The organism is Cupriavidus sp. Met-2 (genome assembly GCF_049843575.1).
In the GTDB taxonomy this organism is placed as follows: Bacteria; Pseudomonadota; Gammaproteobacteria; order Burkholderiales; family Burkholderiaceae; genus Cupriavidus; species Cupriavidus metallidurans.
The window spans coordinates 110,980-130,706 of sequence record NZ_JBBHZL010000008.1; the positions used below are offsets into that span (position 1 = coordinate 110,980).

The following is a 19,727-nucleotide window of genomic DNA, read 5'->3' on the forward strand; positions in this document are numbered from 1 at the left end:
ATGCCATGAAACGATTTCAACAGATTGGTGTGGTGCTGGCCATCGTCGGCGCCGCTGGGTGTACGAACATGACGCCGCAGCAGCAAGGCACGGTATCCGGCGCGGCAATCGGTGCCGCGGCAGGCGCGGGTATCGCGGCGATTGCCGGCGGCAGCGGCTGGACCGGCGCCGCCATCGGCGCCGTCGCTGGCGGGGTGGCGGGAAACATCAAGGGCAACAAGCAGCAGAGCTGGTACTGATCGTCCCTTGTCCCTGTAAATCGCCCTTGCGGCGATCGGCGCGGATTTGGGTACGCATGGCATTGGCCCGTGCGTATCGGGTCCGCGCCTTTGACTTCTGGCATCGGGCGACGGAAATCCAGCTATGGCCGGTGCGCAGCCTGAGTTGAAATCACTTCGGGAAAGTCTTGCTGGGATTGGCGCGCCCGGCTGGGATCGAACCAGCAACCCCTGCCTTCGGAGGGCAGTACTCTATCCATTGAGCTACGGGCGCGATGTGGGCTTTGCTGACAACGGGCGAGTGCCGCCGTCGGAAAGTCGCATAGGATACTCCGTTTGACCCAGCCCGTCCATGCGGGTTGCGCCGGTTAGTGCGATTACGGGTCTCCACGGGTCTCCCAGCCGCCGCTTTTGGCCCCCGGAGGCCATGTCTTGCGTCTATAATCGGCTCCTATTTGCGTCGCCAGAGAGACGTACCCGGGACCTGAGACAACCCGGACGCAAAAACGACAGATTCATCCCCGAAAACAGGGACGCTATCCAGACGAGGCCAGGCCGAAACGGCCAGGCGCGTGGACGTGGGCAGTTGAAGCCGCGCTGCGACGCCAGAGTCGTCCGGATAGCGTCTCCAAGGGCCAGACAAAGCAAGCCGCCCCCAACGTGCTGTGCAATAGGTTTCCCGCAAAATCGAGAGTTCTGTATGAGTGACGTCCACCAAGAAAACGACCACCACGAGTCGCCAATCAAGACCCCCAAGCAGCTGATCGTCGTCGTGATCGCAGCGTTCCTGATCCCGATCCTCGTCATCATCCTGCTGGTCAACTTTGTCGGACACGGCACCCGCGAAGGCGCCGGCTCAACCCAGTCTGCCGAGGCAATCAACGACCGCATCAAGCCCGTGGCCTCGCTCGAAATCAAGGACCCCAACGCACCGCGCGTCCTGAAGACCGGCGAAGAGGTCTACAAGGCCGTCTGCGCAGCCTGCCATGCCAGCGGTGCCGCTGGTGCGCCGAAGTACGGCGTGGCGGGTGACTGGGCGGGCCGCATCGGCCAGGGCTTCGACGGCCTGATGAAGTCGGTGCTCAACGGCAAGAACGCGATGCCTGCTCGTGCCGGCACCACCCCGGACGACCTGAGCGACTACGAACTGGCCCGTGCCGTGGTGTACATGGCCGACGCCGGTGGCGCCAAGTTCCCTGAGCCGGCAGCCCCGGCCGCTGGCGCACCGGCCCAGGCCGCCGCTCCGGCAGCCGACGCACCCGCCGCCGCCCCTGCTGCTGCAGCGCCTGCCGCCGCCGCGGCTCCAGCCCCTGCTGCTGCCGCTGCTGCACCGGCCGCCGCTTCGGCTGAAACAGGCAAGAAGGTATATGAACAAGTCTGTGCGGCTTGCCATGCCTCTGGCGTGGCTGGCGCGCCGAAGTTCGGCGACAAGGCCGCCTGGGCACCGCGCCTGAAGGAAGGCATGGACGCAGTCCACAATTACGCGCTGAAGGGCAAGGGCGTGATGCCGCCGAAGGGCGGCTATGCCGGTCCGGACGCCGACGTGATCGCCGCTTCGAACTACATGGCAGAGGCCGGCAAGTAAGAGCGAATGACAGTGACGCCCGGGGGCAACCCCGGAAGTCACCCCGGCTCCACAAAAAAAGCCCGCGAATATCTCGCGGGCTTTTTTTATTGGCTCATTTGCTGAGCATCAAAATTTCTTTAAACGACGCGTGAGTAGCGCACCAGCGGGATGACCTTCGCGTCGTTGGCCGCCGGCGCTGCCGGCTTGGGACGCAGCGCGTCTTCACGCAGATAGTGATCGAACACCATCGCGATGCGACGCACCAGCAGTCGACCCAGCGGCGTGATCTCGATCCGGTTCCGTGTGCGCCGAAGCAGATGGTCCAGGGCCAGCTTGTCGAGGTCGACCAGTTCGGCGGCGAATTTCTGCGCGAAATTGATGCTGTACGAGGCTTCCACGGCAGGAATATCGAGCGTGCCGTTGCACATCAGTTCGCCGATGATGAACTTGCGCAGGCGGTCGTCTTCCGAGGTCTCGAACCCGCGCACGATCGGCAGTTGGCCTTTGTCGAGCGCGGCGTAGTACTCGTCCGTGGTGCGCGCGTTCTGCGCGTAGTGGCCCGCCACAGCGCCGATCGCCGAGACGCCGAAGCCAAGCTGGTCGTAGCCCGCGTGGGTGGCATAGCCCTGGAAATTGCGTTGCAGCCGACCTTCGCGCTGGGCGATGGCCAGATCGTCATTCGGCAACGCGAAATGGTCCATGCCGATATAGACATAGCCAGCAGCGGTCAGGCGCTCGATCGTCGAAACGAGGATGTCGAGTTTTTCCGCGGCAGGTGGCAATGCGGCGGGATCGATGCGGCGTTGCGGTTTGAACACATGCGGGAGGTGCGCGTAGCTGTAGACCGACAGGCGGTCCGGGCGCATTTCCAGCACGCGGTCGATGGTTGCCGAGAAGCGTTGCGTGGTCTGGTGCGGCAGTCCGTAGATCAGGTCCATGCTGATCGAACGGAACCCGAGGCGTCGCGCGGCCCGCACCACGCCGTTGGTTTCCTCATATGACTGCACCCGGTGGATGGCCTGCTGCACTTCGGGATCGAAGTCCTGCACGCCAAGGCTGATCCGGTTGAAGCCAAGTTCGCCGAGCAGTTCCATGCGATCGTCGCCCACACGGCGCGGGTCGATCTCGATCGCGTGCTCTCCCTCAGGCAGCAGCTCGAAATGCTTATGCAACGCCGACATCACGTGGCGCATTTCAACAGGATCGAGGAACGTCGGCGTGCCGCCGCCCCAATGCGACTGCATGACCGCGCGGCGCTCGCCAAGCTGCTCGGCGGCCATGGCCATTTCGCGTGCCAGATAGTCGACGTAACGCGCGCTGCGGGTGTGATCCTTGGTGATGATCTTGTTGCAGCCGCAGTAGTAGCAGATGTTCTCGCAGAACGGGATGTGGACGTACAGCGACAGCGGTGCCGGTACGTTCGCACGGCAGGCATCCAGGGCGCGCCGGTAGGCGGCGTCGCCGACTTCACCGTGAAAGCGATCGGCGGTGGGATACGACGTGTAGCGCGGGCCGTTGCCATCGATGCGGCCGGCAAGTTCGCGGAAGTCGGCGAGTGCGGTGCGGTCGAAGGCGGTAGACGAGGATGCGAGGCCGGAAGGAATAGCGGTATCGGGGGTGTCGGACATGGGGGCGGACATGATTGTGGTGCTTTCTAGGCGGAAGTACGTCCGATCCTATGCCTCGCCCGGGAACGCCATCTTGATAAGCATCAAGGCCACGTCATGCGTGCGCCCGCCAGCCCCGCCGACGTGGGGAGCCAAGTCGCGTGCAAGTCACGGGAGCGTCATGAAGCGCCGATAGTCTCGGCCCGGTCTCGCAGCCCTGTGCTGCGCGGCGTCCTTTCTTCGCTCACACCGCTTCCGAACCACTGCCATGCGCCAAGCCCCACCGCAGTCGAAATCGTCATGCGCGCCCGCGTCTGCAGGGCGTCGGCGCACACTTGGCGCACTGGGTTCGCTCGGCGCGTTGTCATCACTGGCTGTAATCGCGCCGCAGACCGCGTTCGCGCAGCCCGCGCCATCGGGCGCGCGCCGCCAGCTTGTCGTCGGCCAACTGGTCGATCGCACCGGCCCGCAGGCCGATCTTTCGCGCGACTACCTGGCCGGCGCGAAGGTGCTGTTCGACGCGTACAACGCGTCCAACGGCAGCCTGCGTATCGTCCACGTCGTGCGCGATGCCGATACGAATCCGCGTGGCGCCACGGCCCAGGCAGTGGCACTGGCCGACAGCGAACATGCCGAAGTGCTGTTCGGGCCCGGCGATGCATTGCTGCCCGCGCTCGCGGCTTCCACCGAACTGTCGCGCCGTGGCGTGCAGATCGTGGCACCGCTGTCGGGGCTCTCGCTGAATGCCGAGAACGTCTGGTTCACGCGCGCCGACTATCAATCCGAACTGGACGCGGCAGTACGTCAGCTACGCGGCTTCGGACTGACCGCGGTAACGCTGGCGGTCTCTCCCGATTTCGCGGCGGGCACGCTCGCTGCAGGCACGCCCTGGCTGTCGCGGCTGGAGAAAGCCATGTCGGTACAGACGGTGCCGCTCACGGGCAACTTCGACGAGAGCGCGCGCCGCATTGCGGCGGGCCGTCCGGGCGCGGTGATCGTCGGCGGCGACACGCTCGCCTACGGCAGCCTGGGTCGCGCGCTGGCTGCGCAGAACTGGTACGGATTCCTGGTGGGGTTGTCGGCTGTCAGCCCGGTGTCGGCGCGTGAAATCCTCGGCACCGGCTATGCGGGCGGAATGGTCGTGACGCAGATCGCGCCGGGGCCGCAGGAATCGACGCTGCGTGTGGTGAAAGAGCATGTAGCGCGCATGAAGCAGTACCTCGACGAACCGCCCTCGCCCGCCACGCTGGCCGGCTACATTGGCGCCGCGTGGCTGGTGCGCGCGGCCAGCGGCATCAAGGCGCCCGGACCGGTAGAGTTGCGTCGCGCGCTGCAGACGCGTGTCGACGTTGGCGATTTCATGCTCGACTTCACGCGCGGACTACGCGGTTCGCAGTACGTGCAATTGGCGCCGATCAACAAGAGCGGTTTGCCCCAACGCGCCTGAGCCACCGATGGGCCGATGCCCCGTCAGGCGCGCGGCAGCACAATGCGCACGCGCAGGCCGCCCTCGGTACGGTTGCTCAGCGTGAGTTCCCCGCCGTGTCGCGCCACGATATCGGCGGCGATCGCCAACCCCATTCCCACACCGCCTGTGGCACGGCTGCGCGACGACTCCACGCGATAGAACGGCTCCAGCACGCGCTGGAGTTCCGCGGGCGGAATACCCGGGCCGTTATCGGACACGTCGATGATCACGCGCTCGGCGCTGTCGGTCAGCACGATATGGGCGGCGCCGCCGTACCGGTGCGCGTTCTCCACCAGATTGACTACCGCGCGGCGCAGTTCGGCCGGGTACGCCAGCAGCGGCACGGCGGTGCCGGAAAGCCGCACGTCCTGGCCCATTTCCTGGGCATCGTCGACGATCGCCTGCAGCAGTGCCAGCACGTCCACGCGCTGGCGCGGGCCGGCGGCATCGTCTCGCTCGCGCAGGTAGTACAGCGTGGCGTCGATCAGTCCGTTCATCTCGGCCAGATCCTGGCGCAGACGGTAGCGCACGTTGTTGTCCTCGATGCGCTCGATGCGCAGGCTCATGCGCGTCAGCGGCGTGCGCAGATCGTGCGACACCGCCGCCAGGAAGCGTGATTGCTGCGCCAGCTGGGTGCGGATGCGCTGCTGCATCAGGTTCAGTGCCCGGGTAGCGTCACGCGCTTCGGCTGGGCCCATCTCCTCCTCCAGCGGCGGCGCGTGGACGTCCTGCGCCAGCCGGTTCGCGCCACTGGCCAGTTGCTGCACGGGCCGCGCCAGCAGACGCGCGCCAACCCACGATGCAATCAGGATGGCCACGAGCTGGAACAACATGCCCAAGTGCGGCGGCCAGAGACCTCGAATATGGAAACCGGACGGTGGCCCAGGTGGCCCAGGTGGTCCGGGCGGCATGAGTACGCCGCCTTTCTGCATGCGGAATGCGTCGGGATGCAGCGGGGGCCCGTCGTTGTCGCCGTCGTCATCGTCATCATTGGGCGGTGGTGGCGGCCCGTGCGGATGGCTGAGCGATGCTAACGCGCCCGGCAGTGGTGCAGGCAATGAGTGGCCGGCCGCCTCGGCTTCCGAGGCGGCGCGGCGCATCCGTTCCATGTAGCGCTCCGAACCCGGGCGCGGGAAGAACCCCTCGATCACGGTCACGCCCAGCACGTGAACAGCAAGCATGATCGCGGCCATCACGAAGAACAGCCGCACGAACATCGAATCGAAGCGCCTTCGGGGCGTCTCCGATGCGCTGGAACGCAATTCGGGCCGCACGATCGGTGGATCGTCCGCCGATGGCGGCATCTGCGCGGCCATGCCGTCAGTGCTCCACGGTGCCCGTGAAGACGTACCCTTCGCCACGCACGGTGCGGATCAGTGCCGAGTCGCGCGGATCGTCACGCAGCTTCTGGCGCAGACGGGACACCAGCAGGTCGATGCTGCGATCGAACACGTCCAGATCGCGTCCACGCGCGGTGTTGATCAGCATCTCGCGATCGAGCACGCGATTGGGATGCTCGATGAATGTCAGCAGCAGCCGGAATTCCGCGTTGGAAAGCGGCACCACCGTGTCCTCGGCATCCACCAGCTGGCGCAGCGTGGTGTTCAGTCGCCATGCCGCGAACCGGACTTCATGCCCGGGCGCAGCCGGCGCCGGACGTCGCACGTCGGCACGGCTGCGACGCAGCACGGTATGGATGCGCGCCACCAGCTCGCGCATCTCGAACGGCTTGGTCACGTAGTCGTCCGCGCCCACCTCGAGTCCCACCACGCGATCGGCCAGTTCCGCGCGGGCGGTCAGCATGATCACAGGCAGGTTGCTGGACTCCCGGATTTCGCGGCACAACGTCAGGCCGTTCTCGCCGGGCAGCGAGAGATCCAGGATGACGAGGTCGTATTCCTGCTTCGACATCGCCGCACGCATGGCAGTGCCGCCTTCGGCACCTTCGGCCTCCATGCCGAATGTGGCGAGGTATTCGGCCAGCATGGCCCGGATTTGTGGGTCGTCGTCGACGATCAGCAGGCGGATTGGCAGAGCGGGGGACAGGTCCATGGCGAGCTTGCGGATGGGAACGGCCGCGGAACCGCGGCCGGATGGAGCACCCAATGTACCAGCTTGCCCATTACAAGCGATGCCGGTTTTGTATCAAACTTGATACGTGCGCAAAACGCCACAAGTAGCGAGAGGCGGAAAAAAACGCCCCCGGTGCTGCCGCATCCGGGAGCGCTCAACAGGGAAGAAGCCGGGCTCGCATGCGCCCAGCACACACCGCAAACCGAAGGGTAGGCGCAGTGTGTCGCGACAGACGTCGAGACGAAAGCGCGCATTCCAATCGTAGAGAGCCGGTCATCGCGAAGCTTGTCCGGCTTGTATCAATCATTCCGCCGCAGGCTTGCCGAGCAGCGCCTTGAGCCCGGCCAGACGATCCTTCGGGCTCATGGCCGGAGTCTCGTCCTTCGGGGCGGGACTGTCCTCGAGCTTCATCTCGGCGATGAAACGCGACGGCTCGCACGCATACGTATCGCGGGCGCGCTTGCGCTTCCTGCACCAGCTGATCTGCAGACTGCGCTGCGCGCGCGTGATGCCCACATACATCAGGCGGCGCTCCTCCTCGATCTTCTCGTCGCCCATTTCCTCGTCCTCGCGCGAGTGAGGCAGGATGCCCTCCTCCACGCCGACCAGGAACACGTGCGGATACTCGAGCCCTTTCGACGCGTGCAGCGTCGACAGTCGCACCGCATCGGGATCTTCCTCGCGGCCTTCCAGCATGCTCATCAGCGCCACGGTCTGCGTAAGCTCGAGCAGGTTCTTGCCTTCGTCGCCGAAACCATCGGCGGTGTCGAATCCGGTGGCTTCGCCCTCGCCTTCCGGCTCGGGACGCGTGCCCTTGCGTTTGAGCCAGTCGAGGAATTCGAGCGTGTTGGTCCAGCGCGATTGCGCTTGCCGTTCGTCGAAGGTGTCGTAGAGGTAGGCCTCGTAGTGGATGCCTTCCATGAGATCGTCGAGCACCACCGTGGCCGGGTCTGTCTTCGCACGATCGGCCAGCCGTACCATCGACTCGCAGAACGTGCGCAGCGGCTCAAGCTGGCGCGGCTGCAGCTTCGCCTCGATGCCACCCATCATGGCCGCCTCGAACAGCGATACCTTGGCCTGGCCCGCGAACGTGCCGAGCACTTCGAGCGTGGTGTTGCCCACGCCACGACGCGGCGTGGTGATCGCGCGGATGAATGCGGGATCGTCGTCGGGGTTGGCGATCAGGCGCAGGTACGCGCAGATGTCCTTGATCTCGGCCTTGTCGAAGAAGCTCTGACCGCCCGAGAGCACATACGGAATGCGCTCGCGGCGCAGGATCTGTTCGAACAGCCGGGCCTGGTGATTGCCGCGATAAAGGATTGCGTAGTCACGGAACTGCGCGCGCCGCTCGAACTTGTGCGCGGACAGCCGGAATACCACTGACTCTGCCTCGTGCTCCTCGTCGTTCATCGGGTGGATCGCGATCGGATCGCCCATGCCGTGTTCCGACCACAGCTTCTTGTCGAACAGCTTCGGGTTGTTGGCGATCACCGCGTTGGCGGCTTCCAGAATCCGCACGGTCGAACGGTAGTTCTGTTCGAGCTTGACCACCTTCAGACTCGGAAAATCGGTCTGCAGCAGGCGCAGGTTGTCGAGCGTGGCGCCACGCCAACCATAGATCGCCTGATCGTCATCACCCACTGCGGTGAACGCCGGCGCGCGCAGATGCGAGCCACCGGCCAGCAGCTTGAGCAACTGGTACTGGCACGCGTTGGTGTCCTGGTATTCGTCGACGAGGAAGTAGCGCAGGCGGTTCTGCCACTTCAATTGCACGGCTTCGTCGCGCGCGAACAATTCGGCGGGCAGGCGGATCAGGTCGTCGAAGTCCACCGCCTGGTACGCGTGCAGCGTGGCCACGTAATTGCGATACACCATCGCGGCCTGGTGCTCGTCGGCATCGCTCGCCTGCGCGAGCGCCGTCTCCGGATCGATCATGCCGTTCTTCCACAGCGAGATCGTGCCCTGCACGCTGCGGATCAGCTTCTTGTCCGTGGTGCCAAGCTGCTCCTGCACCAGGCCGAAGCAGTCATCGGAATCCATGATCGAGAACTGCGGCTTCAGGCCAAGGTGCTCGGCTTCCATGCGCAGGATCTGCACGCCGAGCGAATGGAACGTGCAGACCGTGAGCTGCTTGAGCGGAATCCGCTTGCCCTCGCGCGTGGTCTTGCCCTCCATCAGCTTGCCGATGCGCTCCTGCATCTCCTTGGCCGCCTTGTTGGTGAACGTGACGGCGGCGATGTGGCGCGGCTCGAACCCCTTGTCCTCGATCAGGTGCGCGATCTTCTGCGTGATCACGCGCGTCTTGCCCGATCCGGCACCCGCCAGGACGAGGCATGGCCCGTCGAGATAGCGAACGGCTTCGGATTGCGCGGAATTGAGCCCGTGGGACATGTGATCTTTGATGAGGATTGGCCTGGATCGGCCGAAAAGGCGCGGATGAAGCACACCGGAGCCGGTGCGCCAAAGCTGGCGATGTTAACACGCGCCTCGTGTCACGCGCGTCGTGTCTGGTCGCACCCTGCACGTGTGTCGGAGACCGTCCTACGGCAAGCGTTTCGAGCCCGTAACAATCGTAAGCCGCAGGCACCCGGGGCACGGCATCGGCCTCTCACTTATCACAGCGTGCCGGTATGGCTGGCGCGCGTGGCAGTACTGCATGTCGACAACAAAGCACTGGAGGCCATATGACTACGTTCCGCACGATTTCGAAGCTCACACTGATTGGTGTCACGCTTGCTGCCTTTGGCGGCTGCGCCGACATGACGCCGAAGCAGCGCAACACGGCGATCGGCGCGGGCGTCGGTGCCGTGGGTGGCGCCGTACTGACCGAAGGCAGCGCGCTGGGCACGCTCGGCGGCGCCGCCGTGGGTGGCGTGATCGGTAACGTCACGACCAAGGGTCACTAAGGGTTGTCCCAGGGCCGCTCATCAAGGGCCTGTTACCGGGCGCGATGACGGCCACTGACAGGTTGGCGAGGGCCGCCCGCAACGGGCGACCACGCACGGGACCGGGCCTGCCGCACGAGGTTTGACAAAGGCAGAACGGTCCCGTACATTCACGCGCATCCGGCCGGGAGAGCGCGCAGCGATTGCGCCGCCGAAGGGGTATCACCCGAAAACTCTCAGGCACCATGGACTGGCTGGATCGGCATGCAACATGCACACAATGCATGCCGCACTCTGGAGAGCGACATCCGCTATTGCAAGGCAATGGTGAGCATGTCCACCGAAGGGGCGCACGAAGCACCACGCTTCGTAATCTCTCAGGTATCGAGGACAGAGGGGTCATCCGCGGCAGCGGACTGGTAGCGCATTGGCGCGACCGGACGCTGCGGCGGATGACCCTTTTTTCGTTTTCGAACCACGGTTTTCGAACCGAGCGCCCCCAAGGACATCCATGACGCTCCAGGCCACGCCCCTCAACGCCATCCACCGCGCCCTCGGCGCCCGCATGGTCGACTTCGGCGGTTGGGACATGCCCGTCAACTACGGCTCCCAGATCGAGGAACACAACGCGGTACGCGCCGACGCCGGCATGTTTGACGTCTCCCACATGTGCGTGGTGGACCTGAGCGGCATCCACGCGCGCGCCTTCCTGCGCGGTCTGCTGGCCAACAACATCGACAAGCTGCAAACGCCGGGCAAGGCGCTCTATTCGTGCATGCTCGATGAGAAAGGCGGCGTCATCGACGACCTGATCGTCTACTTCTTTGCCGAGGACCGGTTCCGCCTGGTGGTCAACGCCAGCACTGCCGTCGGCGACATCGAATGGATCCAGTCCCGCAACACGGCCACCGGCAGCGGCGTGACGATCACCCCGCGCCGTGGCGACCTGGCCCCGGCCTGCGTGAGCAAGCTGGCGATTGTTGCAGTGCAGGGCCCGAACGCGCGCCAGAAGGTGTACGACGCATTCCCGTCGACCCAGCCCGCCGACACGCTCAAGCCGTTCAACGCGGTGGTGGTGCACGACGCCGAGATGGGTGAACTGATGGTGGCCCGTACCGGCTACACCGGCGAAGACGGCTTCGAACTCGTTGTGCCGGCGGAGAACGTCGCGGGCATCTGGGAAAAGCTGTCCGCCTCGGGTGTGCGTCCCGCCGGACTCGGCGCGCGCGACACGCTGCGGCTGGAAGCCGGCATGAACCTGTACGGCCAGGACATGGATATCCACACTTCACCGCTCGATGCAGGACTGTCGTGGACCGTCGACCTGCAAAGCGAGCGCGACTTCATCGGCAAGTCGGCGCTGCTGGCCAGCGGCCAGCAAAAGACCTTCGCCGGCCTGATCCTGCGAGACAAGGGTGGCGTGCTGCGCGCGCACCAGAAGGTCATCACTCCGGCCGGCGACGGCGAAATCACCAGCGGCACATTCAGCCCGTCGCTGTCGCAGTCGATCGCCTTTGCCCGCCTTCCCCGCGACATTGCCCCCGGCACCGAGGTGCAGGTGGAGATTCGCGACCGCAAACTGACCGCGACTGTGGTTAAACTGCCGTTTGTGCGCAATGGCAAGGCACTCGTGAGCTGAGGCATCGCCCGGCTTCACACCAACGGTCGCCCTTACATCCCCCCGGCGGGCTAGCCAGGGGGATGCCTGAAACAAGAAACACACTGCATTCCGGAGAACCTCAATGAATTTCCCCGCTGACCTGAAGTACACCGAGTCGCACGAATGGGTGCGCGTCGAGTCCGACGGCACGCTGACGATCGGCATCACCGATCACGCGCAGGACGCGCTCGGCGACATCGTCTTCCTGGAACTGCCCGAAGTGGGCAAGTCGGTCGGCGCCGGCGACGCGCTTGCCGTGGTGGAATCGGTAAAGGCCGCCTCCGACATCTACGCCCCGGTGGCTGGCGAAGTGATCGCCGTGAACGAAGCCGCCTCGGCCTCGCCGGAATCGGTCAACGCCAATGCGTTCGACGCCTGGCTGTTCAAGCTGAAGCCGGCCAACAGCGACGACGTGAACGGCCTGATGAGTGCCGACGCCTACAAGGCCAGCGTCGGCGCCTGAGCCCCGACACCCCAACTGATTCGATGCCGCAAACGCGGCGGCCAGGCTGACCACCTGCCGCCGCGCCCCCACGAGATTCCTTGCCATGAACGCCCCGCTCCCCATGAACGCTGCCGCCCAAGGTGCCCGGCCCACGCTGGCCGAACTGGAGGCGCGCGACGCCTTCGCCGCCCGTCATATCGGCCCCGATTCCGCCGAACAGCAACACATGCTCAAGGTGCTCGGCTTCGAGAGCCGCGCCGCGCTGATCGACGCCGTGGTGCCCGCCGCGATCCGCCGCCGTGACGGCATGTCGCTGGGCGAATTCACCGCACCGCTGACCGAGGAGGCCGCGCTCGGCCGCCTGCGCGCGCTGGCGGGCAAGAACCGCGTGCTCAAGAGCTTCATTGGCCAGGGCTACTACAACACGCTCACGCCGGGCGTCATCCTGCGCAACATCTTCGAGAACCCGGCGTGGTACACCGCGTACACGCCGTACCAGCCCGAAATCTCGCAAGGTCGTCTGGAAGCGATGCTGAACTTCCAGCAGATGATCACTGACCTGACCGGCCTGGATATCGCCAACGCGTCGATGCTCGACGAAGGCACCGCTGCCGCCGAGGCGATGACGCTGCTGCAGCGCGTGAACAAGCACGCCTCGAACACGTTCTACGTGGCTGAAGACGTCCTGCCGCAAACGCTGGAAGTGGTTCGCACGCGCGCCCTGCCGCTCGGCATCGAGGTCAAGGTCGGCCCCGCCGCCGACGCCGCGCAGGCCCATGCCTTTGGCGTGCTCCTGCAGTACCCGGGCGTCAATGGCGATGTGGCCGACTACCGCGCGATTGCCGAAGCCGTGCACGCCTCCGGTGGCCGCGTCGTGGCCGCTGCCGACCTGCTGGCGCTGACGCTGATCGCCGCGCCGGGCGAATGGGGCGCCGACGTGACCGTGGGCAACTCGCAGCGCTTTGGCGTGCCGCTCGGCTTCGGTGGCCCGCACGCGGGCTACATGGCCGTGAAAGATGAATTCAAGCGCTCGATGCCGGGCCGTCTGGTCGGCGTGACGATCGACGCGCAAGGCAACAAGGCCTATCGTCTGGCGCTGCAGACGCGCGAACAGCACATCCGCCGCGAGAAGGCCACGTCGAACATCTGCACGGCGCAGGTCTTGCTGGCCGTGATGGCGTCGATGTACGCGGTCTACCATGGTCCACAGGGCCTCAAGCGCATCGCCCAGCGCGTGCATCGCCTGACCGCCACGCTGGCCGCCGGCCTGAAGACGCTGGGGCATACGCCGCTGAACGCTACGTTCTTCGACACGCTGACGCTGGAGACCGGCTTCAACACCGACGCGTTCCACGCATCGGCCACGGCCCGTGGCATCAACCTGCGCCACGTGGACGCCACCCGCATCGGCATTTCGTTCGATGAAACCGCATCGCGCGACGACGTGATCGCGCTGTGGGAAATCTTCGCGCACGGCAAGGCCGTGCCCGACTTCGACACGATCGAAGCCTCGGTGCAGGACGGCTTCCCGGCGACGCTGGCGCGCCAGAGCGCGTACCTCACGCACCCGGTGTTCAACACGCACCACGCCGAACACGAGATGTTGCGCTACCTGCGTGCGCTGGCCGACAAGGACCTCGCGCTCGACCGCACGATGATCCCGCTGGGCTCCTGCACCATGAAGCTCAACGCCACCAGCGAGATGATCCCGGTGACGTGGCCCGAGTTCAGCAACATCCACCCGTTCGCGCCGCTCGACCAGACCGTCGGCTATCGCGAAATGATCGACCAGCTTGAGGCGATGCTGTGCGCCGCCACCGGCTACGCCGCGGTGAGCCTGCAGCCGAACGCCGGTTCGCAGGGCGAGTACGCGGGCCTGCTGATTATCCATGCCTATCACGCGAGCCGTGGCGAAAGCCATCGCGATATCTGCCTGATCCCGTCGTCCGCGCACGGCACCAACCCGGCGTCGGCGCAGATGGCCGGCATGAAGGTGGTGGTGGTGGCCTGCGACGAGAACGGCAACGTCGATCTGGCGGATCTGGCCAAGAAGGCCGAGCAGCACAGCAAGAACCTGGCCGCGATCATGATCACCTACCCGTCCACGCACGGCGTGTTCGAGCAGGGCGTGCAGCAGATCTGCGACATCGTGCACAAGCACGGCGGGCAGGTCTACGTTGACGGCGCGAACATGAACGCGATGGTCGGCGTGGCCGCGCCGGGCCAGTTCGGTGGCGACGTGTCCCACCTGAATCTGCACAAGACGTTCTGCATTCCGCACGGCGGTGGCGGCCCGGGCGTCGGCCCGGTGGCGGTGGGCGCGCATCTGGCGGACTTCCTGCCGAACCAGGACAGCGTCGGCTATCGTCGCGACGAGAACGGCATCGGCGGTGTCTCGGCCGCGCCGTTCGGCTCGGCCAGCATCCTGCCGATTTCGTGGATGTATATCGCGATGATGGGCTCGGCCGGCCTGACCGCCGCCACCGAGAACGCGATCCTGACGGCCAACTACGTGGCCCGGCGTCTGTCGCCGCACTTCCCGGTGCTCTACACGGGCCAGCACGGCCTGGTGGCGCACGAGTGCATTCTGGATCTGCGCCCGCTGCAGAAGGCCACTGGCATCAGCAACGAGGACGTGGCCAAGCGCTTGATGGACTACGGCTTCCACGCGCCGACCATGAGCTTCCCGGTGCCGGGCACGCTGATGATCGAGCCGACCGAGAGCGAGGCACTGCACGAGCTCGACCGCTTCATCGACGCGATGATCGCCATCCGTGGCGAGATCGCGCGTGTCGAGGACGGCAGCTTCGATCGCGAAGACAACCCGCTCAAGCACGCGCCGCACACAGCAGCCGTGGTGGTCAGCGACAAGTGGAACCACAAGTACACGCGCGAGGAAGCCGCCTACCCGGTGGCATCGCTGCGCACGCAGAAGTACTGGCCGCCGGTTGGCCGCGCGGACAACGTGTACGGCGACCGCAATCTGTTCTGCTCGTGCGTACCGCTAAGCGAGTACGCTGAAGACTGAGGCACCTGCCTCTGCCTTAGCACGCGGCGGCGTCGGGGGACACTCCGGCGTCGCCGGCCGGAACCTGTGCCGGCGCCCCCTATTGGCGGCGCATTACCGGAGTCAGCCGTGGCAGTCAGCGTCTTCGATCTGTTCAAGGTGGGCATTGGCCCGTCCAGTTCGCACACCGTCGGCCCGATGCGCGCCGCCCTGATGTTTGCCCACGGGCTGGAGCGTGACGGGCTGCTGCCGCAGGTGGCAAGTGTGCGCGTGGAGTTGTATGGCTCGCTGGGTGCGACGGGCAAGGGACACGGCACCGACAAGGGCGTGATCCTGGGCCTGATGGGGGAAGCGCCGGACACGGTCGACCCGAACACCATCGACGCCAAGCTCGCCGCGCTACGCGCGAGCCGCCAGCTCTCGCTGCTCGGCACGCATACGGTGCCATTCGTAGAACGCGAACACATCGCGTTCTATCGTCGCGAGGCGATGGCCGAGCATCCCAACGGGATGAAATTCCACGCCTACGATACGGACGGCACCTCACTACGCGAGGCCCGCTATCTGTCCGTGGGTGGTGGCTTCATCGTCACGGCGGGCTCACCTAACACGCAGTTGCAAGCGGCCGAGCGCCAGTTGCCGCATCCGTTCCGCAGCGGACGCGCGATGCTCGACATGGCTCACGCCAGCGGCAAGTCGATTGCCCGGCTCATGCTGGAGAACGAACTCACGTGGCGCTCCGAGCAGGAGGTCATGGACGGCCTGCTCCACATCTGGGACGTGATGCAGCAATGCGTGGCACGCGGGTGCCGCACCGATGGCGAACTGCCCGGGCCATTCAAGGTGCGCCGCCGCGCGCCCGAGCTGTATCGCAACCTGACGGAGCGCGCCGAGCGCACCCTTTCCGATCCGCTTTCGGTCATGGACTGGGTCAACCTGTACGCAATCGCCGTCAACGAAGAAAACGCGGCGGGTGGCCGCGTGGTCACGGCGCCCACCAATGGCGCGGCCGGCATCATTCCGGCGGTGCTGCACTACTACGACCGCTTCATTCCGGGCGCGAACCCACAGGGCGCAGTGGACTTCCTGCTGACGGCAGGCGCGATCGGTCTGCTCTACAAGCTCAACGCGTCGATCTCCGGCGCGGAGGTCGGATGCCAGGGTGAAGTCGGCGTGGCCTGTTCGATGGCGGCCGGTGCGCTGGCGGCCGTGCTCGGGGGCACGCCCGAGCAGGTGGAAAACGCCGCCGAGATCGGCATGGAGCACAACCTCGGCCTGACCTGCGACCCCGTGGGCGGACTGGTGCAGATTCCCTGCATCGAGCGCAATGCCATGGCGGCGGTCAAGGCGGTCAATGCGGCGCGCATGGCCCTGCGCGGCGACGGCACGCACTACGTCTCGCTCGACTCGGTCATCAAGACCATGCGCGAAACTGGCGCGGACATGAAGACCAAGTACAAGGAAACCGCGCGAGGCGGCCTGGCGGTCAATATCGTGGAGTGCTGATTCCGGGTGCCTCCAGTTACCCACGCAGGTTGCAGGCACCGATGGCCGACGTATGATTGAGGCACCTTCGGTTTGCCAAAAACAACACGGCCATGCAGACCTTCCATCAGCTTTTCGACGAAACGTCGTCCACCTACACATATCTGCTGATCGACGCGGACACCCATGAGGCGGTGCTGATCGATCCCGTGGACCGCCAGTACGAGCGTGACCTCGGCGTGCTTGCAGACACCGGCGCCAAGTTGGCCTGGGTGGTGGAAACACATGCCCATGCCGACCACATCACCTCGGCGGGGCATCTGGCACAGCAGACCGGCGCCCACACGGCGGCGCCGTCGGGCTGCGACATCAAGCCCGCGCAGAAGCAACTCATCGACGGCGACACGCTCCGCTTCGGCAATCAGGTGCTACGGGCCATCCACACGCCCGGACATACCGCCGGCAGCATGAGCTATCTGTGGGAGGAGCCCACCACCGATGGCGTGGTGCGCCGCATCTTCACCGGCGATGCGCTGCTGATCGACGGCTGTGGCCGCACCGATTTCCAGTCCGGCGATGCGGGCACGCTGTTCGACAGCCTGACGCAAAAACTCTTCCGCCTGCCCGACGACACGCGTGTCTATCCGGCGCATGACTACAAGGGCCGCACCGAGTCCACGATCGGTCAGGAGCGCGCCACCAACAGCCGGGTGGCGGGACGTACACGCGACGAGTTCATCGTGATGATGCGCGGCCTGAACCTGCCCCGGCCAAAGCTGATCGACGTGGCCGTGCCGGCCAACCAGCAACTCGGTCTGATCACCGGCCGCGACGGGGAAAGTGTGCCGCACGGCGCGTGAGTTGAGCGCTGCGCAGCGTCGGCGCAGCGCCTTGCCTCAGCCGCCCCCCCACTGTTCGCAGGTCTGTCGCACCATATCGCGCAGGCTGTGCGCATCGCGATTGGCGGCGCGCACCCAATGCGCGTCGTTGCTGCGGCTCGCCGCCAGCGCGCGGATATTCGATAGCGCCTCCAGCGAGCCCAGTGCTTCCGCATGTGGCTCGAGCGCATCGCAGATCGACAGGATATGGTCGGCAATCGGCATCCGAGTCAGTTCATTCGGATGCACATACTCGCCCTCCAGCCCGAAGCGACACGCCTGGAAGCGGTTGAATGTGTAGACCAGATAGTCGTCTTCCTGCGGCATGAATGGCCGTGACAACAGCAGGTAACGCGCCAGCGCCTGGATATAGGCCGCGATGTCGCACGCGCGCTGCACGGTCAGTGGCGTGTCCATGACGCGAACTTCGATCGTGCCGAATTCCGGCTTGGGACGAATGTCCCAATAGAAGTCCTTCATGCTCTCGATCACACCGGTGGCGCGCATCTTGTCGAAGTACGCCTTGAAGGCGTCCCAAGTCAGCACGAACGGCGCGCGCCCGCTCATCGGGAATGCCGCCACCGAATTCAGACGGGCCGAAGCGAAACCGGTATCCACACCCTGCACATAGGGCGACGACGCGGCCAGCGCAATGAAGTGCGGGACGTAGCGCCCGATGGCGTGCAGCAGGAACAGCGACTCGTCGGGGCTCGGACACCCGATATGGACGTGCTGCCCAAACACCGTGAACTGCTTGGCCAGATAGCCGTAGAGTTCGGAGATGTACTGGTAGCGGGGCGAGTCGGAAATCGTGCGATCGGACCACACCTGGAACGGGTGCGTGCCGCCGCCGCAGATGCCGAGGTTCAAGCCGCGTGACGCATTGACCATCAGGTCCCGCATGACGCTCAGCTCCTCGAGCGCCTGCGCGTAGTCGTGGCAGATCCCCGTGCTGATCTCGATCATCGACGGACTGATCTCCGGCTTGATGTCGCCGGCATGTTGCGTGCCCCTGAGCGCCCGGAGCAGGTCCGGCGCGAACGGCGCGAGGTCATAGTCATGACGATTGACGAGCTGCAGTTCCAGTTCGACACCAAACGTCAGGGCTTCGGAATGCTTGAAGGGTTCGAGCGACATCAGCGCCCTCCGTTGTCACGCGCTTCGCTGACATAATGCAGCGCCCACGCCGCGATGACGGGTCCGAGCAACTGCTCGATCGCCAGCGCACACAGAATGATCGAAGCCAGCGGCGAGCCGGTTCCCGGATACAGCAAGGCGACGTCGTTCATCAAAAGATAGGCGAGTCCCGACATCGGAGCCAGCGCCAGCCCGAGCGCCGTGCACTGGCGCAGACTCAGGCCCGAGAACGACCCCAGCGATATCACGCCAACGAGCTTGGCAACGTGACGCATCACGACCAGCGCGATGGCCAGCATGCCACCCACCGCCCAGTCATGTGCCGTCAGCGGCAGGCCGAGCGAGACGATCATCACGATAATTAGCAGGCTACCCGCGCTGCCGAAGTGCGTGGGCCACACATGCGGCTGTCGGTCCTGATGCTTGAAGACCACGCCAGCCAGCATCAGCGAGAGCGGCATCGACAACTTCAGCACGCGCGTCAGCGCCAGCGCGAACAGGACCAGGCCAACCAGCACCAGGAAGCTGTAGTGATCGTCAGCGGACATGCGGGCGTAAATGGCATGGCCAACCTTGCCGACCACCCACGCCAGCAGGCACGAGCCAGTCAGCAGGTAGAGCGGATGCAGCAGCGCAGCGCCGATGTTGCCGTACTCGGAGTGCAGCCAGCCGGTGGCCACCTGCACGATGACGGCGGCGTAGATGCTGTTCAGGGCCGCCATGGCCATCAGCCGCTCGGTCACCTGGCCTTCGGCGCGCAACTCGTTCTTGAGCTGGAGCACGATGGTCGGCGACGTGCTGACCGCAATACCGCCCGCCAGAATCGCCACGGCCGGCGATGCGCCGAGCCACTGCAATACCGTGGACACCAGTCCCCAGGTCAGCAGGCTTTCCGCCCCGCTCGTGAACAGCAGCCAGCGGTTCGCGCGCAGCCAGGAAAACGACAGTCGATGGCCAAGCTCGAACAGCGCCAGCGCGAGCGCCATGTCGATCAGGATGCGCGTCTGCGCGATCATGTTCTCGTCGACGATGCTGCGTCCGAGCGTGCCCGCGAACAACCCCGCGGCCGCATAACCGACGATGCGTGGGAAGCCGAGCCAGCGGCGGCAGAGCTCGCCGGCCAGTCCCGCGCCAACCAGCGCGAGCCCGACCCAGAACAATCCGCTCGGGGCCAGTGGCAGGGATGGGAAAAGTTGGCTTAGTCCGTTCATGGCCGACATGGTAACGGAAGCACATGAACTTTCGTGTCGGGTGTTGTCCGACGCTTCTTTTAATACGCTTGCAACTTTCGGCTTCT

Annotated in this window: 15 protein-coding genes, 1 tRNA gene and 2 riboswitches; of the genes, 9 read left to right on the top strand and 7 right to left on the bottom strand. The window is 65.4% G+C overall.

Annotation, left to right across the window (positions count from 1 at the left end):
- Positions 1 to 5: 5 nt before the first annotated feature.
- Positions 6 to 239 carry a YMGG-like glycine zipper-containing protein gene (locus WD006_RS18085; RefSeq protein WP_011517902.1) on the top strand — a complete coding sequence of 78 codons (234 nt, stop codon included), beginning with the start codon at positions 6 to 8 and terminating at the stop codon, positions 237 to 239.
- A 177-nt stretch (positions 240 to 416) separates the two neighbouring features.
- Here the strand turns inward: WD006_RS18085 and WD006_RS18090 are convergent.
- Positions 417 to 492: transfer RNA gene (locus tag WD006_RS18090), tRNA-Arg, on the bottom strand.
- Between the two features lie 426 nt (positions 493 to 918).
- Between WD006_RS18090 and WD006_RS18095 the strand changes: the two genes are divergently transcribed.
- Positions 919 to 1,803, top strand: coding sequence for a c-type cytochrome (locus WD006_RS18095; protein WP_011517903.1), 885 nt, complete (start codon positions 919 to 921; stop codon positions 1,801 to 1,803).
- Positions 1,804 to 1,922: 119 nt separating this feature from the next.
- Here the strand turns inward: WD006_RS18095 and hemN are convergent, their stop codons facing one another.
- The gene (gene hemN, locus WD006_RS18100) at positions 1,923 to 3,425 is read right to left on the bottom strand and encodes an oxygen-independent coproporphyrinogen III oxidase (protein WP_011517904.1); all 1,503 of its coding nucleotides are present in this window, start codon (positions 3,423 to 3,425) and stop codon (positions 1,923 to 1,925) included.
- A gap of 235 nt (positions 3,426 to 3,660) precedes the next feature.
- On the opposite strand from hemN, the gene WD006_RS18105 reads away from it, so the two are divergent.
- Positions 3,661 to 4,839, top strand: coding sequence for an ABC transporter substrate-binding protein (locus tag WD006_RS18105; RefSeq protein WP_011517905.1), 1,179 nt, complete (start codon positions 3,661 to 3,663; stop codon positions 4,837 to 4,839).
- Positions 4,840 to 4,862: 23 nt separating this feature from the next.
- Here the strand turns inward: WD006_RS18105 and WD006_RS18110 are convergent, their stop codons facing one another.
- The 3 genes from WD006_RS18110 to WD006_RS18120 all read right to left on the bottom strand — a co-directional run bounded on the left by WD006_RS18110 (position 4,863) and on the right by WD006_RS18120 (position 9,324).
- Complete coding sequence (locus WD006_RS18110) at positions 4,863 to 6,176, bottom strand: ATP-binding protein (protein WP_011517906.1); 1,314 nt, start codon at positions 6,174 to 6,176, stop codon at positions 4,863 to 4,865.
- A 4-nt stretch (positions 6,177 to 6,180) separates the two neighbouring features.
- Positions 6,181 to 6,912, bottom strand: a complete 732-nt coding sequence (locus WD006_RS18115; protein ID WP_017514019.1) for a response regulator — start codon at positions 6,910 to 6,912, stop codon at positions 6,181 to 6,183.
- A 324-nt stretch (positions 6,913 to 7,236) separates the two neighbouring features.
- Positions 7,237 to 9,324 (bottom strand): UvrD-helicase domain-containing protein, encoded by a 2,088-nt coding sequence (locus tag WD006_RS18120; RefSeq protein ID WP_029306860.1) that lies wholly within the window; start codon positions 9,322 to 9,324, stop codon positions 7,237 to 7,239.
- Between the two features lie 293 nt (positions 9,325 to 9,617).
- Here WD006_RS18120 and WD006_RS18125 point away from each other — a divergent pair, with 293 nt between their 5' ends.
- The 6 genes from WD006_RS18125 to WD006_RS18150 all read left to right on the top strand — a co-directional run bounded on the left by WD006_RS18125 (position 9,618) and on the right by WD006_RS18150 (position 17,275).
- On the top strand, positions 9,618 to 9,839 hold the full coding sequence (locus tag WD006_RS18125) for a glycine zipper 2TM domain-containing protein (protein ID WP_011517909.1): 222 nt from the start codon (positions 9,618 to 9,620) through the stop codon (positions 9,837 to 9,839).
- 154 nt (positions 9,840 to 9,993) lie between these two features.
- A riboswitch (glycine riboswitch) is annotated at positions 9,994 to 10,081 on the top strand.
- A 21-nt stretch (positions 10,082 to 10,102) separates the two neighbouring features.
- A riboswitch (glycine riboswitch) is annotated at positions 10,103 to 10,222 on the top strand.
- A gap of 107 nt (positions 10,223 to 10,329) precedes the next feature.
- Positions 10,330 to 11,457 carry a glycine cleavage system aminomethyltransferase GcvT gene (gene gcvT / locus WD006_RS18130; protein WP_011517910.1) on the top strand — a complete coding sequence of 376 codons (1,128 nt, stop codon included), beginning with the start codon at positions 10,330 to 10,332 and terminating at the stop codon, positions 11,455 to 11,457.
- A gap of 103 nt (positions 11,458 to 11,560) precedes the next feature.
- A complete protein-coding gene (gcvH, locus tag WD006_RS18135) occupies positions 11,561 to 11,941 on the top strand; it encodes a glycine cleavage system protein GcvH (RefSeq protein WP_008647396.1) in 381 nt (126 codons plus the stop codon).
- Between the two features lie 85 nt (positions 11,942 to 12,026).
- Positions 12,027 to 14,951 carry an aminomethyl-transferring glycine dehydrogenase gene (gcvP, locus tag WD006_RS18140; RefSeq protein ID WP_011517911.1) on the top strand — a complete coding sequence of 975 codons (2,925 nt, stop codon included), beginning with the start codon at positions 12,027 to 12,029 and terminating at the stop codon, positions 14,949 to 14,951.
- Between the two features lie 108 nt (positions 14,952 to 15,059).
- Complete coding sequence (locus tag WD006_RS18145; protein ID WP_011517912.1) at positions 15,060 to 16,436, top strand: L-serine ammonia-lyase; 1,377 nt, start codon at positions 15,060 to 15,062, stop codon at positions 16,434 to 16,436.
- A 92-nt stretch (positions 16,437 to 16,528) separates the two neighbouring features.
- The gene (locus WD006_RS18150; protein WP_011517913.1) at positions 16,529 to 17,275 is read left to right on the top strand and encodes an MBL fold metallo-hydrolase; all 747 of its coding nucleotides are present in this window, start codon (positions 16,529 to 16,531) and stop codon (positions 17,273 to 17,275) included.
- A gap of 36 nt (positions 17,276 to 17,311) precedes the next feature.
- Here the strand turns inward: WD006_RS18150 and WD006_RS18155 are convergent, their stop codons facing one another.
- Together WD006_RS18155 and WD006_RS18160 are read right to left on the bottom strand one after the other, a co-directional pair.
- The gene (locus WD006_RS18155; protein ID WP_011517914.1) at positions 17,312 to 18,430 is read right to left on the bottom strand and encodes a YbdK family carboxylate-amine ligase; all 1,119 of its coding nucleotides are present in this window, start codon (positions 18,428 to 18,430) and stop codon (positions 17,312 to 17,314) included.
- On the bottom strand, positions 18,430 to 19,650 hold the full coding sequence (locus WD006_RS18160; protein WP_011517915.1) for a cation:proton antiporter: 1,221 nt from the start codon (positions 19,648 to 19,650) through the stop codon (positions 18,430 to 18,432). Before WD006_RS18160 ends, WD006_RS18155 begins: the two co-directional genes overlap by 1 nt.
- Positions 19,651 to 19,727: the final 77 nt, after the last annotated feature.